Annotated in this window: 16 protein-coding genes; all 16 read left to right on the top strand. The window is 41.2% G+C overall.

From position 1 onward, the window contains the following. The 16 genes from MUO15_RS04135 to rpsB all read left to right on the top strand — a co-directional run bounded on the left by MUO15_RS04135 (position 1) and on the right by rpsB (position 14,615). Positions 1-663, top strand: a complete 663-nt coding sequence (locus MUO15_RS04135) for a flagellar biosynthetic protein FliO (protein ID WP_245033699.1) — start codon at positions 1-3, stop codon at positions 661-663. Next, positions 656-1,321 (top strand): flagellar type III secretion system pore protein FliP, encoded by a 666-nt coding sequence (gene fliP, locus MUO15_RS04130; RefSeq protein ID WP_245033697.1) that lies wholly within the window; start codon positions 656-658, stop codon positions 1,319-1,321. Before MUO15_RS04135 ends, fliP begins: the two co-directional genes overlap by 8 nt. A gap of 32 nt (positions 1,322-1,353) precedes the next feature. Further along, entirely contained in the window at positions 1,354-1,623 is a 270-nt protein-coding gene (gene fliQ / locus MUO15_RS04125; RefSeq protein WP_245033694.1) for a flagellar biosynthesis protein FliQ, read from the top strand. A 1-nt stretch (position 1,624) separates the two neighbouring features. Next, positions 1,625-2,404, top strand: coding sequence for a flagellar biosynthetic protein FliR (gene fliR / locus MUO15_RS04120; protein WP_245033692.1), 780 nt, complete (start codon positions 1,625-1,627; stop codon positions 2,402-2,404). 3 nt (positions 2,405-2,407) lie between these two features. Next, positions 2,408-3,493: a flagellar biosynthesis protein FlhB gene (gene flhB, locus MUO15_RS04115; RefSeq protein ID WP_245033690.1), complete on the top strand. Its 1,086-nt coding sequence runs from the start codon at positions 2,408-2,410 to the stop codon at positions 3,491-3,493. A gap of 18 nt (positions 3,494-3,511) precedes the next feature. Beyond that, positions 3,512-5,545, top strand: coding sequence for a flagellar biosynthesis protein FlhA (gene flhA / locus MUO15_RS04110; RefSeq protein ID WP_245033688.1), 2,034 nt, complete (start codon positions 3,512-3,514; stop codon positions 5,543-5,545). Further along, complete coding sequence (gene flhF / locus MUO15_RS04105; RefSeq protein WP_245033686.1) at positions 5,542-6,642, top strand: flagellar biosynthesis GTPase FlhF; 1,101 nt, start codon at positions 5,542-5,544, stop codon at positions 6,640-6,642. The genes flhA and flhF overlap by 4 nt, the downstream gene beginning before the upstream one ends. Then, positions 6,635-7,489 carry a MinD/ParA family protein gene (locus MUO15_RS04100; RefSeq protein ID WP_245033684.1) on the top strand — a complete coding sequence of 285 codons (855 nt, stop codon included), beginning with the start codon at positions 6,635-6,637 and terminating at the stop codon, positions 7,487-7,489. The genes flhF and MUO15_RS04100 overlap by 8 nt, the downstream gene beginning before the upstream one ends. Before the next feature lie 78 nt (positions 7,490-7,567). Continuing rightward, entirely contained in the window at positions 7,568-8,620 is a 1,053-nt protein-coding gene (locus tag MUO15_RS04095; protein ID WP_245033682.1) for a protein-glutamate methylesterase/protein-glutamine glutaminase, read from the top strand. Positions 8,621-8,622: 2 nt separating this feature from the next. Beyond that, positions 8,623-10,659 (top strand): chemotaxis protein CheA, encoded by a 2,037-nt coding sequence (locus MUO15_RS04090; protein ID WP_245033680.1) that lies wholly within the window; start codon positions 8,623-8,625, stop codon positions 10,657-10,659. 15 nt (positions 10,660-10,674) lie between these two features. Next, complete coding sequence (locus MUO15_RS04085) at positions 10,675-11,151, top strand: chemotaxis protein CheW (protein ID WP_396266319.1); 477 nt, start codon at positions 10,675-10,677, stop codon at positions 11,149-11,151. 4 nt (positions 11,152-11,155) lie between these two features. Next, complete coding sequence (locus MUO15_RS04080; protein ID WP_245035836.1) at positions 11,156-11,794, top strand: chemotaxis protein CheC; 639 nt, start codon at positions 11,156-11,158, stop codon at positions 11,792-11,794. Further along, positions 11,787-12,284, top strand: coding sequence for a chemotaxis protein CheD (locus tag MUO15_RS04075; protein WP_245033678.1), 498 nt, complete (start codon positions 11,787-11,789; stop codon positions 12,282-12,284). The genes MUO15_RS04080 and MUO15_RS04075 overlap by 8 nt, the downstream gene beginning before the upstream one ends. 76 nt (positions 12,285-12,360) lie before the next feature. Then, positions 12,361-13,134: a FliA/WhiG family RNA polymerase sigma factor gene (locus MUO15_RS04070; RefSeq protein ID WP_245033676.1), complete on the top strand. Its 774-nt coding sequence runs from the start codon at positions 12,361-12,363 to the stop codon at positions 13,132-13,134. 150 nt (positions 13,135-13,284) lie between these two features. Continuing rightward, complete coding sequence (locus MUO15_RS04065; RefSeq protein ID WP_245033674.1) at positions 13,285-13,719, top strand: DUF6115 domain-containing protein; 435 nt, start codon at positions 13,285-13,287, stop codon at positions 13,717-13,719. Between the two features lie 164 nt (positions 13,720-13,883). Next, positions 13,884-14,615, top strand: coding sequence for a 30S ribosomal protein S2 (gene rpsB, locus MUO15_RS04060; RefSeq protein WP_245033672.1), 732 nt, complete (start codon positions 13,884-13,886; stop codon positions 14,613-14,615). The last annotated feature ends 101 nt before the right edge of the window (positions 14,616-14,716 follow it).

Genomic DNA, 14,716 nt, shown 5'->3' with positions numbered 1-14,716 from the left:
ATGGTTTTAGTGATGAGATGGATATCAGCAACACTACTAGTTACTTTTCTTTTGCTGTCATTAGGATCTTCAGTATCAGCCTTAGGCCCTTCTGTCAGTGAATGTGCAAAAGATCCAGAGCTTGAGGGGTGTGATACGTCTACCCCTGTAGAGCAGAATGAACAAAATAGCGAAAGGCCTGTGGTTTCAAACGATGGGCCTTCTCCATCAATTGTATGGAATGTCATTAAGCTTATATTTGTCCTGCTGTTTGTTCTAGCATTAATTTATGGTCTGCTTAAGTTTTTTAACAAACGGAGTAAGGTGTTCAATAAGAATCGTACGATGGAAAACTTGGGAGGGCTCACATTAGCTCCTAATAAATCGATTCAGGCTGTCAGAATCGGTGATCAAGTATTTGTGGTAGGTGTGGGAGACAGTATTGAGGTCATTACAGAAATTACGGAAGACAAAACAAAGGAGAGTCTTTTACACCAGGAAAACGATGATCTTGTAAACAAAGGCCTGAGTCAGATATTAAATAGGAAGAAAAGTGATCATCATGGATTGTCAAAAACAACAGATTCTTCCTTTAAGTCCTTGTTTGAACAACAACTGGCTGAGATGAAGGAAAAGCGCATGCGTGTTACGGGCAAGAAGAAAGGAGAGGATCCTAATGAATGAATTCATAAATATCTTCTCAGGATCTGATCCGGAAAATATTGCTACATCAGTAAAACTCCTTCTACTTTTGACCGTTTTATCGCTTGCACCGGGGATTCTAATTTTAATGACGAGTTTTACGAGGATTTTAATCGTACTGTCCTTTGTTCGAACCTCACTCGCAACCCAATCGATGCCTCCAAATCAGGTGCTCGTAGGAATTGCACTATTTTTAACTTTTTTTATTATGGCACCCACCTTTCAAGAGGTAAACGAGGAAGCACTGACACCGCTTTTTAATGAAGAAATCACATTAGATGAAGCGTACGAAGAAGCTAGTGTCCCGATGAAACAATTTATGGCCAAGCACACAAGGCAAAAGGATTTAGCCTTATTCATGAATTATTCAGGTATGGAACGGCCTGAAACAGTCCGAGACATTCCGTTGACAACACTTGTTCCTGCTTTCGCCATAAGTGAATTAAAAACAGCTTTTCAAATGGGATTTATGATTTTTATTCCATTCTTAGTTATTGATATGGCGGTAGCCAGTGTGCTTATGTCAATGGGGATGATGATGCTGCCACCTGTTATGATTTCGCTGCCATTTAAAATTCTGCTGTTTGTCCTGGTGGATGGTTGGTATTTAATTTCGAAATCGTTACTAGAAGGATTTTAGGGTTGTTCAAAAAGTGAAGGGAATGGGTAGGCATGAATAGTGAAATGGTCATATCTTTTGCTAAGGAAGGAATTTATACTGTGTTGATCGTCTCAGGTCCGCTGCTAATATTGGCCCTGGCTGTTGGATTGCTCGTTAGTATTTTTCAAGCAACTACACAGATCCAGGAACAAACACTGGCGTTTATTCCTAAAATTGTAGCTGTTCTGATCGGATTGATCTTTTTTGGTCCATGGATGCTGACAAACATGGTACAGTTTACGGCTAATATTTTTAAAAACTTGAACATGCTGGTTGGATAATATGCTTGAATCGTTAAGTTTACTCAATTTGCCCGCTTTTCTATTAATCCTTGTAAGGGTAACGTCTTTTTTCGTTACATTGCCGATTTTTTCCTATCGAAACGTTCCGACACAACACAAAATAGGATTTAGCTTTTTTCTGGCATTGCTGATGTATTTCACGATAGATATACCCCCGATCCAAATTGATGAAAACTATTTTTTACTGTTATTTAAAGAAGCCGCTGTTGGAATCGCCATTGGACTATTAGCTTATATTATTTTAGCGGCTATTCAAATTGCAGGTGGTTTCATAGACTTCCAAATGGGTTTTGCCATTGCTAATGTCATTGACCCAAGAACAGGGGCACAAAGTCCGCTGGTCGGTCAGTATTTATATATGATTACCCTCTTATTTATCTTAGCAGTGGATGGCCATCATCTTATGCTTGACGGTGTGTTTTACAGCTATAACTTAATCCCACTTGATCAATTCATCTCACTCGAGGATGAGACTTGGATTATGTACGTCATAGATGCTTTTAACCAAATGTTTGTCATTGCTTTTTTAATGGCTGTCCCGATTGTTGGCTGCTTGTTTCTAGTAGATGTAGCGCTCGGAATTGTGGCACGTACTGTACCACAGTTAAATGTATTTGTCGTCGGACTTCCTTTAAAGATTTTCATCGCTCTAGCCGTATTGGTCATTGCTATGACGTTCTATATTATGTTAATTCGGACTTTATTTGAAACGATGCTTGCGACGATGCGCGGCTTGATGCAGATTTTTGGAGGTGCTTAATCGATGCCATACCTAAAGCTTCATTTACAGTATTTCGCCGCTGATGAGAAAACAGAAAAGGCAACCCCGAAAAAGCGAGAAGATACACGTAAAAAAGGGCAAGTTCCGAAAAGTCAGGATGTAAATACAGGTTTCCTATTAATTATGGTATTTGGCGGTTTGTACTTGTTTGGCGGTCAGATCCAAGAGGCTATGATGGCAATGTATGAAAAATCATTTACTGAATATATTCATTGGAATGTTTCGGAGGAGCATGTTTTTACGCTCTTTCTAGAGTTGACGATTGAAATGGCAAAGGCATTAGCACCGATTATGGGAGTAGCAATGGTTGCTGGTATTGCCTCAAATCTATTACAAGTCGGTATTATGTTTACGGGAGAACCGTTAAAGTTTGATTTGAAGAAAATGGATCCAATTAAAGGTGCTAAGAAAATATTTTCAGCTCGGGCCTTAGTAGAGTTAGTGAAATCGCTACTAAAAATTACAATGATTAGTGTCATCACCTATGCCATTATCTGGGTAAACAAAGGTCAAATGATGATGACTTCTCAAAAATCAGTCGAGGCTGCATTAGCTTTCTTTGCACGAATCACCATTTTGATGGGATTGGCTTCAGGCCTGGCCCTTCTTTTGTTATCCGTGCTCGATTATTTATACCAGCGCTATGACCATGAGAAGAACATTCGGATGTCTAAAAAGGATTTGAAAGATGAGCACAAAAATATGGAAGGAGATCCTTTGATTAAATCAAAGATCAAAGAAAAGCAAAGACAAATGTCAGCATCGCGAATGATGAATGAAGTGCCTGGTGCAGATGTCGTGATAACGAACCCGACGCATTATGCCATTGCTATTAAATACGATGAGGCTAAATCAGATGCTCCCTTTGTTGTTGCTAAAGGTGTCGATTTTGTAGCACAGAAAATAAAAGAAGTAGCAAAGGCGAATGACATCATTATGGTAGAGAATCGACCTTTAGCAAGAGCATTGTACCAACATTCGGAGATGGATCAACCGATAGATGAACAGTTTTACAAGGCTGTAGCAGAAGTCCTGGCTTACGTGTATCGATTAGAGAAAAAAGTGTAAACAAAGGAGTGCCCCACTATGTCAGCACGGGACTTATCCGTTTTATTAGGTGTTATTTTAATCATCATCATGCTTGTCATACCATTACCTGGGTGGCTTCTTAGTTTTTTAATATTAGTTAATATAGCCCTGGCTTTACTCGTTATTTTAGTTTCAATGAATATGGATGAAGCATTGAAATTTGCCGTCTTTCCAACCTTGCTCTTATTGTTGACTTTATTTCGTTTAGCTTTGAATGTATCGACTACACGTTCGATTTTATCGGAAGCCGAGGCAGGTGAAGTCGTTGCTACCTTTGGAACTTTCGTAATTGGGGGAAATCCGCTGGTAGGGTTTGTTGTGTTTATTATATTAGTAATTATTCAATTTCTAGTTATCACGAAGGGTGCTGAACGTGTGTCTGAAGTCGCAGCTCGTTTCACACTTGATGCTATGCCAGGGAAGCAAATGAGTATTGATGCAGACTTAAATGCAGGTTTGATTAATGAACATCAAGCGAAAGAGCGTAGAGAGAAAATTGAACATGAATCCGATTTTTATGGGGCGATGGATGGTGCGAGTAAATTCGTCAAGGGTGATGCCATTGCGGGAATTATTATTGTCCTAATTAATATTATCTTTGGCTTAATCATCGGAATGGTTCAGATGGGCATGTCATTTGGGGAAGCGGTCGATGTGTATATGCGTTTAACGGTTGGGGATGGACTTGTCAGTCAAATTCCTGCCTTGCTAATTTCGACTGCAACCGGAATTGTGGTGACCCGTGTTGCTTCACAAGGAAATCTCGGAACAGATGTAACGGCTCAACTGTTAAGGTACCCGAAACTGCTCTATATCGCCGGCGGAACGATCTTGCTTTTAGGCTTGACTCCTATTCCATTCTTTCTAACGGGATTGATTGGATCGGTTTTAATTTTCGGCGGTTATTGGTTGTCTCGTGTAAGTGAGGAGCCTGAGTTTGTTGAGGACGAACAGTTGGATGAAGCGGAAAGTGATCAAATGAAGTCACCCGAAAATGTCGTAAGTCTGATAAGTATGGATCCAATCGAGTTTGAATTTGGGTATGCGCTTATTCCGATTGCTGACACGAATCAAGGTGGAGATCTGCTTGACCGGATTGTAATGATAAGAAGACAGCTTGCAATCGAGCTTGGGATTGTGATTCCTGTTGTGAGAATCAGGGATAATATCCAATTGGGACCGAATGAATACCGTTTGAAGATCAAAGGGAATCAGGTAGCTCAAGGGGAATTGCTGCTCGATCATTTTCTAGCCATGAGTCCAGGTGTTGCTGATGACACGATGGAAGGCATTGATACACAAGAACCGGCATTCGGTTTGCCGGCGAAGTGGATTACGGAGGAGCTTAAAGACGAAGCGGAACTTTCCGGCTACACCGTAGTGGATCCCCCGTCCGTTGTTTCTACCCATATTACTGAAGTGATTAAGCAAAATGCCCATCAGCTACTCGGTCGTCAGGAAACACAACAGCTCATCACCCATTTGAAAGAGTCGTATCCCATTTTAGTAGATGAAGTTACTCCTGAGCCATTAGCAATTGGTGATGTACAGAAGGTGTTAGCCAAACTTCTAAGGGAAAATGTTTCGGTTAAAAATTTACCGGTTATTTTTGAAACGCTAGCTGACTTTGGAAAAATGACAAATGACAGCGAGCTGTTAGCGGAATATGCAAGACAAGCTTTATCATCGCAAATTACAACCCAATACCGAAAAGAAGATAACAGTCTAAGTGTCATTACGGTTTCGGGTAAAGTAGAAAAGCTGATTGCTGATCATATCCAGCAGACGGAGCATGGCAGCTATTTATCGCTTGATCCAGACTCGCAAGCAACGATCGTACAGTCGATAGCTGCCCAAGTGGAACAAGTATCGTTACAGGAAGAAACGGCTATTTTATTATGTTCACCTGCAGTGAGAATGTATGTGAAGCAGTTGCTCGACCGTTTCCTTCCACAAGTCGTCGTATTATCTTATAACGAGCTCGATCCTAATGTAGAAGTACAAAGCGTGGGAGTGGTGAATGTCGCATGAAGGTGAAAAAATTTCAAGCTGGAACAATGCCGGAAGTGATGAAGAAAGTAAAAAAAGAGCTTGGAACAGACGCAGTCATATTGAATTCCAAACCGATTAAGGTTGGAGGAGTATTAGGTCTATTTAAAAAGAGTCACGTGGAAGTAATTGCAGCAGTCGATCCCACTATCGAACATGTTCCAAAGAAGGAAACTAAAACTGAAATGAAAGGAGACTTCTCAGGACAAAACGCTCCTAACGATGAATTATTGAAGGAATTAAAGTCGTTAAAAGCTATGATTCAAACACAGCATCATCAACCTTCTTATCCAGCCGCAATTGAATCTATACATAGGCATCTTGTTTCACAGGAAGTTGAGCCCATGCTCGCTAAGGAGCTTGCAGATGAACTGCAGAAGCTGACAGCAAATCGAGATATCTCTGATGAACAGTGGACGAATCTTGCTGAAGATGAACTGCAAAAGAAGCTGACACATCTCTCATTTGGTCATGAGTCTTTTAAGAAACAGTATGTACATCTTGTGGGACCAACAGGGGTAGGGAAAACGACCACAGTCGCCAAAATAGCGGCTGATGCCCTGTTAAATAAACATCTTAAGGTCGCATTCATTACAACCGATACGTATCGGATTGCAGCCATTGACCAGTTGAAAACCTATGCGAAAATCCTAGATATCCCGCTCGAAGTTGCCTATAGCTTAGAAGATTATATTCAGGCGAGGGAAAAATTTGAAGACTATGACCTCGTACTCATCGATACCGCAGGTCGTAACTTTAGAGATGCCCATTATGTAAATGAACTGAGAAAAGTGGTTGATTTTACAGAGGATACAGAGACGTACTTAGTGCTATCGCTTACATCTAAGTACCCTGACATGAGTAATATCTATCAACAGTTTGCAGATATTCCGATAAAGAAGCTTATCTTTACGAAAGAGGATGAGACATCAAGAATGGGCGGTGCCATCAGCATGGCGGTGAATCATAATATCGGTGTCGCCTATGTTACGTATGGTCAAAATGTTCCTGATGATATAAAGCCTGCGAGCAGAAAATCACTCGTTCGCTCAGTCATGGAGGCTGCAGCGAATGGCTGATCAAGCTGAACAACTTCGCAGCCGTCTGATTAGAATGGATATGCCCAAGGCGAAAACGATGGCCATCGCCAGTGGAAAAGGCGGTGTCGGCAAGACGAACTTCACGATAAACTTTGCTTTAAAGCTTATAGAGCAAGGGAAAAAGGTATTAATTTTCGACCTTGATATTGGTATGGGGAATGTAGATATTCTGCTTGGTGTTACACCAAAATACTCGATCGTCCACCTTTTTCAAGAGCGGAAAGATATTCGCGATATTATTGAATCGGGGCCAAATAATCTGGCCTATATCGCTGGGAGTTCGGGGTTAACTACACTTTTCCAATTAGATAATAATAGCTTTCGTTATTTTCAACAAGCATTTGAGCAGCTTACCACTGAGTACGATTTTATTTTGTTCGACATGGGAGCAGGTGTCACAGAGGAGAGCTTGCATTTTATCACTTCTGCCGATGAGGCGATCGTTGTAACAACAGCCGAGCCCACATCGATCACCGATGCCTATGCAATGATCAAGCATTTAATAAGACATGATCCTGCCTTACCTATTCATGTGCTGATTAATCGGGCACTGAGTGATCAAGCTGGATTGAGCACATTTAGAAGACTTGAGGCTGCCGTGGAGAAGTTTCTTAATAAACAGCTCTCTAATTTAGGTGTGGTTCCAGATGATCGCGCGGTTTTAAAAGCTGTAACGAATCAGCTTCCTTTTGTTCTTGCCCAGCCAAAGAGTCAGGCGAGTAGGGCTGTCGGACAAATTGCAGCACAATACCTCGCATTGAAGAGACCAAATAATGAGAAAGCTGAATCTTTTATTTCAAAATTAAAGCGCTTTGTTTTGAAGTAAGAATGGTTAATCGTGTCCACTTGCTGCTAACTCGGTACCACAGATCCTCCGTTTTTCAAGGAGAAAGGTAGATATAGATTGAACAAAGTAAAAGTATTAATTGTAGATGATTCAGCGTTCATGAGAAAAGTCCTGTCTGACATCGTAAACAAGGATTATCGAATGGAGGTTGTTGGGACGGCTCGAAATGGGAAAGATGCCTTGCGGAAAGTTAAAGATCTTTCTCCTGATGTCATTACAATGGATATCGAAATGCCTGTGATGGATGGGCTTATGGCATTAAGATGTCTAATGCAGGAGGATCCGAAGCCTATCGTGATGCTGTCCAGCTTAACGGGGAAAGGGGCGGAAAGCACACTCCAAGCCATCAGTCTTGGTGCCGTTGATTTTGTATTAAAACCTTCAGGGGCGATTTCCCTTGACATAAATCAAGTAGAAACAGAAATCATTCAAAAAATAATAACTGCTAGTAAAGCAAACGTTGCAAAAAAATCCCCAGTAAAATTGATGCAGAGATTACCATTAAAGGGATCAAGGGGAAACGGTCGTTCCGTTGTTGCGATTGGGACATCCACTGGTGGACCGAGGGCCTTACAGGAAGTTCTTACAGCGATTCCTAAAGGTTTTCCGGCGCCGATTCTAGTCGTCCAGCATATGCCTAAAGGGTTTACGAAATCTTTGGCTAAGCGTATTGGTCAATTAGCTTCTATACATGTAAAAGAAGCAGAACACGGAGAACAGTTACAAAGTGGCGTGGCCTACATTGCCCCAGGGGATCTTCATATGGGTGTTGAAGCAACGTACGAGCACTTGAAAATTTCTCTCAGCCAGGGCGAACCGATGAATGGACATCGCCCCTCAGTGAATTATTTATACCAATCACTAGCCAAGGTGAAACAGTACAAAACGGTTTCTGTCATCATGACAGGGATGGGGACAGATGGTATGGAGGGGTTAATCGAACTGAAAACACAGTGCCCAGAAACCTACTGTATTGCCGAATCAGAAGAAACTTGTGTTGTGTACGGGATGCCAAAAGCGGTCATTAAAGCAAATTTAGCTAATGAAATTGCTCCACTTGACGATATAAATCACAGAATAGTACAGGCCATTTTAGGCAGGGGGAATTGAATGTGGAGACCAATCAATATTTAGAAATTTTCATTGATGAAAGTAAAGAACACTTACAGTCGATAAATGATCGATTATTAGATTTGGAGAAGAACCCTAAAGATCTAGCCATCGTTGGCGAGATTTTCAGATCTGCCCATACTTTAAAAGGGATGTCTGCAACAATGGGCTATCAAGACTTGTCTAACCTTACACATAAGATGGAAAATGTTTTGGATGGGGTTCGAAACGAAAAAATTTACGTCGATTCTGACATGCTCGATGTCGTATTCGATTCAGTCGATGATCTCGAGGCCATGGTGATGGACATTGCAAGTGGCGGTACAGGGGAACGGGATGTCAACCGGGTCGTTGCTTTATTACAAACGATTGAAAACAAAGAAACGGCCGAAGTTAAAGTAGCTGGTCATCAAGCAACAAATAAAACAAATGTAGGTAACCCCGTGGAATTGGATGAATTTGCGCTTGCAGTTCTTGAACAATCGAGTGAGCAAGGACTAAATAACTGGATCGTCCGCGTTGCTCTAAGAGAGGACTGTTTGTTAAAGGCAGCCCGTGTTTATATGGTGTTTGATGTTTTCGAGCAAGCTGGTGAAGTCATTCAGTCTACACCAGCTGTGGAGGAACTTGAAAATGAGAATTTTGGAACGAGTTTTCAGGTGTTATTTGTTACGGATGATCAAGCTGACAACCTTAAAAATAAGATTATGAAAATCTCTGAAATTGACGATGTTCACATTTCAGTATTTGATGTTGATACATACACATCAGCCCAATCAGATCGCGATTCGCCATCTTCATTAGAACAAGAGGAAAAGATAATAGCAAAACAAGGGGCAGGGAAGCCTGAGGAGCAATCCACAGCTCCTGAGCAAAAAGGGAAGCAAGCTGCCAATAAAACGATCCGCGTTAATATAGACCGACTCGATGTATTGATGAATCTGTTTGAAGAACTTGTCATTGATCGCGGACGTTTAGAGCAAATTTCCAATGAGTTGGATCATAATGATTTGAAGGACACGGTAGAAAGGATGTCTCGTGTATCAGGTGATTTGCAAACTATTATTTTGAATATGCGCATGGTTCCTATCGAGCAGGTATTCAACCGCTTCCCTAGAATGGTGAGACAACTGTCACGTGATTTAAATAAAGATATAGACTTGCAAATAGTTGGGGCGGAAACAGAGCTTGACCGAACAGTGATTGATGAAATCGGGGACCCGCTTGTTCATCTGATTCGCAATGCATTAGATCATGGGATTGAGAGTCCAGAGGATCGGAGGCAAAAAGGCAAGCCGGTGACAGGGAAACTGGAGCTAAGGGCCTATCACAGTGGCAATCATGTATTTATTGAAATCACTGATGACGGTGCAGGAATCCATCGTGAACGGGTAATTCAAAAAGCGATTTCAAATCATGTCATCACGGAGGAACAAGCTGTTAATTTATCTGACAAGCAAGTATATGAACTGATTATGGAAAGCGGATTCTCAACAGCTGAGACGATCTCCGATGTGTCAGGCAGAGGTGTAGGTCTCGATGTGGTTAAGAATACCATCGAATCATTAGGTGGAAGGATAGAGATTGATTCTGAGTTAGATCAGGGAAGCATATTCTCGATTCAACTCCCCCTCACTCTCTCTATCATTTCGGTCATGCTTGTTGAGGTGCAACAAGAGAAATACGCGATCCCACTTTCTTCTATTATAGAAACAGCGATCGTCAATAAAAGGGATGTTATGCATGCACATAATAAGAAAGTCATTGATTTCAGAGGAAATATAATCCCGCTAGTATTTTTAAAAGATATTTTAGAGACACCACAAACTCTAGAAGAGGATGATGACTATTTACTTGTGATTGCTCGTAAAGGGGACAAGATGGCCGGGTTCGTCGTCGATTCCTTTATTGGCCAGCAGGAAGTTGTGCTTAAATCATTGGGTGATTATTTATCTGGGGGGTTCGCCATATCAGGTGCAACCATTTTAGGTGATGGTCAAGTCGCTTTAATTTTAGACTCAAATGCACTGATCAAATAATAGGGAGGCTTAGTTATGTTTATGTCGTATGAGAATGTACAACAAGTGAAAGTGATCGTTTTTCAAATAGAAGATGAAGAATATGCCATACCGGTTCATCATGTAGGATCAATTGAACGGGTTATGCACATCACACGTGTACCGAAAACTGCACCATTTGTGGAAGGTGTGATCAACCTGCGAGGTGTGGTCACCCCTGTTATCGATTTACGAAAGCGATTTGGCCTAGAAGGATATGAGCAGGGTGGGCGTACGAGAATTATTATCGCAACCATTGAGGAGATGGATATCGGGCTTATTGTGGATGGAGCGAATGATGTTATGGACATAGAAGTGGAGGCTATTCAGCCCCCACCAGAAGTAGTTGGAAGGATAGAAGCGGAGTATATTCAAGGGGTGATTAATGTCGGGCAACGGCTGCTCATCCTGCTCAACTTAGATAAGGTGTTATCAAGGGAAGAGGTAAGAGAACTGCATGAGGTCAACGGATAGGCAGATGGAGTTTAGTGAGAAGTTTACCAGCTTTCATTTAGATGTTCTTAAGGAAATTGGCAATATAGGTGCGGGGAATGCTGCAACTTCATTATCTAAGTTGCTCCATAAGAAAATTGATATGCATGTCCCTACTGTTAGATTAGTAGATTTTCAGGAGGTAATGGAACTAGCTGGCGGATCAGAGACTAGGATTGTTAGTATCATGCTCCGTTTAAGTGGGGATGCTCCGGGGAATATGTTTTTCATTTTAACCCCGACACAATCCGAACGTTTCGTAAGCCAAATAACTGGTATAACCAGCTTTAATCTAGATGACACTGATCCTCCTAAGGTAGCTTTTTCTGCCTTACAGGAGCTCGGTAATATTTTAGCAGGATCGTATCTCTCGGCTCTCTCGGACCTAACAAATCTCGATCTGCAACCATCAGTACCGTCTTTAACAGTTGACATGGCAGGCTCTGTTCTAAGCTTTGGCCTAATAGAGCTTGCTCAAGTTAGTGATGTAGCGATTGTCATCGAAACATCGTTAAGTGAAAAGGGAGCTGCCAATGAATCGATAGAGGGACATTTCTTTTTGATTCCTGATCCGCCCTCTTACAATACTTTATTCGCATCGTTAGGAGTCTCTGGTCATGAGTAGAGTAGCAGGGACGGTTAAAATAGGTATCGCTGAGCTTGAGATAGTTAAACATGATACATTGATTCGCACTTCAGGTCTAGGTTCTTGTGTGGGGCTTGTCCTTTATGATCGATCATCAAAAATAGCAGGGATGGCACATATTATGCTGCCGGATTCAACATTAAGCAAAGAAGCTTCATTAAACCGAGCTAAATATGCGGACACAGCTATTGATGCTTTGGTTGACAAAATGATAATAGAAGGTGTGAAGAAACACCGTCTACTTGCTAAACTTGCGGGGGGCGCACAGATGTTTCAGTTTTCAACAGCGAGTGATACGATGAGAATAGGTCCGAGAAATGTAGAATCGGTTAAGAAAAGACTTTCTCAATTAATGATTCCTGTTGAATCTGAGGATACAGGCGGGAAGAGTGGACGAACAATAGAGTTTAATCCGGCAACAAGCCTGTTACATATTCGTACGGTTAACAAGGGAGAGTCAATGATCTGATATTGGCGTGCAGGAAACGAAGATGATAATCATACCCAATCTATTTTTATTAATGACAAAGTGAGGAGGGATGATCATGGCAGGCTCTATATCTCCTCAAGAACAAGAGCTGTGGGACCTTTGGGTAAACGAGCAAAACATGGAAGCAGCAAATGAATTAGTGCAACAATACTATTATTTAGTTCTTTTTCACGTCCAGCGAATAGCTGTCCATCTACCCAGAAGCGTTAGTAAAGATGATGTGAAGAGTCTTGGACTGCTAGGCTTATACGATGCGTTAAAAAAATTCGATATCACCCGCGACTTAAAGTTTGAGACTTATGCCTCTTTTCGAATACGGGGGACAATAATGGATGGGCTCCGGAAAGAGGACTGGCTTCCGCGGTCCGTCCGTGATAAAGCAAAAAAAATCGAACATACAGCTGAACATATTGAACAGCAGTATCACAGACCTGCAACCTCAACAGAAATTGCCGAAGAGCTTAACATGTCAATAATCGATGTTGAAGAAATTATGAAGGATGCCCTCTATGCCCACGTGCTCTCAATCGAAGAAAAAGTAAAAGACAGCCCTGATGAACATAAAGAGGGTATTGGTTATTCCATACCTGATAAGACTACACCTACACCAACTGAAAGCCTTATAAGGGAAGAGAATTACAAGGAACTAGCCCAGCATATTAAAAAATTGAATGAAAAAGAGCAACTGGTCGTGAGTTTATTTTACACAGAAGAACTAACCTTAACAGAAATTGGTGAGATCATGGATTTAACGACATCGAGAATATCACAGATTCATGCTAAAGCCATTTTTAAGCTGAGAAATTCACTAATGAGTGTTGTAGGTTGAAATTCGTAAAGATGGAAACGCAATTAGAACAGGCTCATGTGACTAAAAGTGAAAGTCTACTTAAAAGATTAGAGAGAATGAGATTTCGATTATCGACGATTAGTCGGGACTCCAGGTGTGACAATAGATTTTAACAGGTGAGTGAAGGAAATGGTGTACTTTCTATTAGCGATTAGCTTTATTCTGCATGGGGTTTTGATTTTAACTATTATGGTCTTGTTTAATAAAGTGAAACAGACAGAGGAATTAGAATTGCGTCAAAAACAGGTATCTAGTGAAATTGAAGAGGTATTTAATGCTTATCTTTTGGAAATAAAAGAAGAGAACGCAAAAATGGATGGGTGGCTCAAGCATACATCCCAGCAGTCGAAACAGCGCCCAGAACAAAATAGTATCGATACAGAGGAGAAACCAGACTACACTCCTCCGCTGCCATTAGAAGGTGAAGAAGATTATCAACCATCCCTTCAGTCTAGTGTGATAGTGATGTACCAAAATGGGGCTAGTATGGAGGAAATTGCCCGTGAATTAAACATGGGTAAAACAGAAGTTGAGCTGCTTGTAAAGTTTCAACATATAAAATAATCAAATATACTTGAATGAATAGGTCCATTGTGATATATTTACTGTCGGTGTCAATACACACGTCTTTTGATTTCATTAATGGTTGCTCTTTCTGATAAGAGTTAGTAATGAGAGATGATGAGGGCGGAGGATACTAATTAAAACCAAACGGGAGGAACAAAAACATGTCTGTTATTTCTATGAAACAGTTGCTAGAAGCTGGTGTGCATTTCGGACACCAAACCCGTCGCTGGAACCCGAAGATGAAGAAGTATATCTTCACAGAGCGTAACGGAATTTATATCATCGACCTGCAAAAAACAGTTAAAAAGGTAGATGAAGCGTACAACTACGTAAAACAAATCGCCGAAGATGGTGGAAATGTCCTTTTCGTAGGTACGAAAAAACAAGCACAAGACACAGTTCGCGATGAAGCGAATCGCTGTGGTATGTACTACATTAACCAACGCTGGTTAGGTGGTACGCTAACGAACTTCCAAACGATCCGTAAGCGTATCAACCGTCTAATTGACATTGAGCGTATGGAAGAAGATGGTACATTTGACGTGCTTCCTAAAAAAGAAGTTGTTGATATGCTTAAAGAAAAAGATCGTCTAGTTAAATTCCTGGGCGGTATTAAAGAAATGACTTCAATTCCAGATGCAATGTTTGTCATTGACCCTCGTAAAGAGCGCATTGCTATCGCGGAAGCTCATAAATTAAATATCCCGGTAATCGGTATTGTTGATACAAACTGTGATCCGGATGAAATCGATTATGTCATCCCAGCGAACGATGACGCAATTCGCGCTGTTAAATTGCTTACTTCAAAAATGGCAGATGCTGTTCTTGAAGCGAAGCAAGGCGAGGAAACTGAAGAAACAGAAGAAGCGGAAGCGGAAGCTGTTCAAGAGTAGGTGACGGTTCAATTGGTGATAAGGGGGCAGACCTTTTATCACCTTTTTTAAGAGTGAAGAAACTATAAACTCTTGCGCTTTTCTGTCTATCAGGGCGCTTC

Origin of the sequence: Halobacillus amylolyticus, from assembly GCF_022921115.1 — a bacterium.
Classification (GTDB): domain Bacteria; phylum Bacillota; class Bacilli; order Bacillales; family Halobacillaceae; genus Halobacillus_A; species Halobacillus_A amylolyticus.
Note: the sequence above shows the minus strand (reverse complement) of the source record. Positions and strands in the feature narration are given on the sequence as shown.

What these genes read in the sequence shown, in the direction of transcription:
- MUO15_RS04100 (WP_245033684.1), top strand. Translation starts at nt 6,635, where the DNA reads ATGGCTGATCAAGCTGAACAACTTCGCAGCCGTCTGATTAGAATGGAT.
- rpsB (WP_245033672.1), top strand. Translation starts at nt 13,884, where the DNA reads ATGTCTGTTATTTCTATGAAACAGTTGCTAGAAGCTGGTGTGCATTTC.
- flhA (WP_245033688.1), top strand. Translation starts at nt 3,512, where the DNA reads ATGTCAGCACGGGACTTATCCGTTTTATTAGGTGTTATTTTAATCATC.
- fliR (WP_245033692.1), top strand. Translation starts at nt 1,625, where the DNA reads ATGCTTGAATCGTTAAGTTTACTCAATTTGCCCGCTTTTCTATTAATC.
- fliQ (WP_245033694.1), top strand. Translation starts at nt 1,354, where the DNA reads ATGAATAGTGAAATGGTCATATCTTTTGCTAAGGAAGGAATTTATACT.
- MUO15_RS04135 (WP_245033699.1), top strand. Translation starts at nt 1, where the DNA reads ATGGTTTTAGTGATGAGATGGATATCAGCAACACTACTAGTTACTTTT.
- flhB (WP_245033690.1), top strand. Translation starts at nt 2,408, where the DNA reads ATGCCATACCTAAAGCTTCATTTACAGTATTTCGCCGCTGATGAGAAA.
- fliP (WP_245033697.1), top strand. Translation starts at nt 656, where the DNA reads ATGAATGAATTCATAAATATCTTCTCAGGATCTGATCCGGAAAATATT.
- MUO15_RS04075 (WP_245033678.1), top strand. Translation starts at nt 11,787, where the DNA reads ATGAGTAGAGTAGCAGGGACGGTTAAAATAGGTATCGCTGAGCTTGAG.
- MUO15_RS04065 (WP_245033674.1), top strand. Translation starts at nt 13,285, where the DNA reads ATGGTGTACTTTCTATTAGCGATTAGCTTTATTCTGCATGGGGTTTTG.
- MUO15_RS04080 (WP_245035836.1), top strand. Translation starts at nt 11,156, where the DNA reads ATGGAGTTTAGTGAGAAGTTTACCAGCTTTCATTTAGATGTTCTTAAG.
- flhF (WP_245033686.1), top strand. Translation starts at nt 5,542, where the DNA reads ATGAAGGTGAAAAAATTTCAAGCTGGAACAATGCCGGAAGTGATGAAG.
- MUO15_RS04070 (WP_245033676.1), top strand. Translation starts at nt 12,361, where the DNA reads ATGGCAGGCTCTATATCTCCTCAAGAACAAGAGCTGTGGGACCTTTGG.
- MUO15_RS04085 (WP_396266319.1), top strand. Translation starts at nt 10,675, where the DNA reads ATGTTTATGTCGTATGAGAATGTACAACAAGTGAAAGTGATCGTTTTT.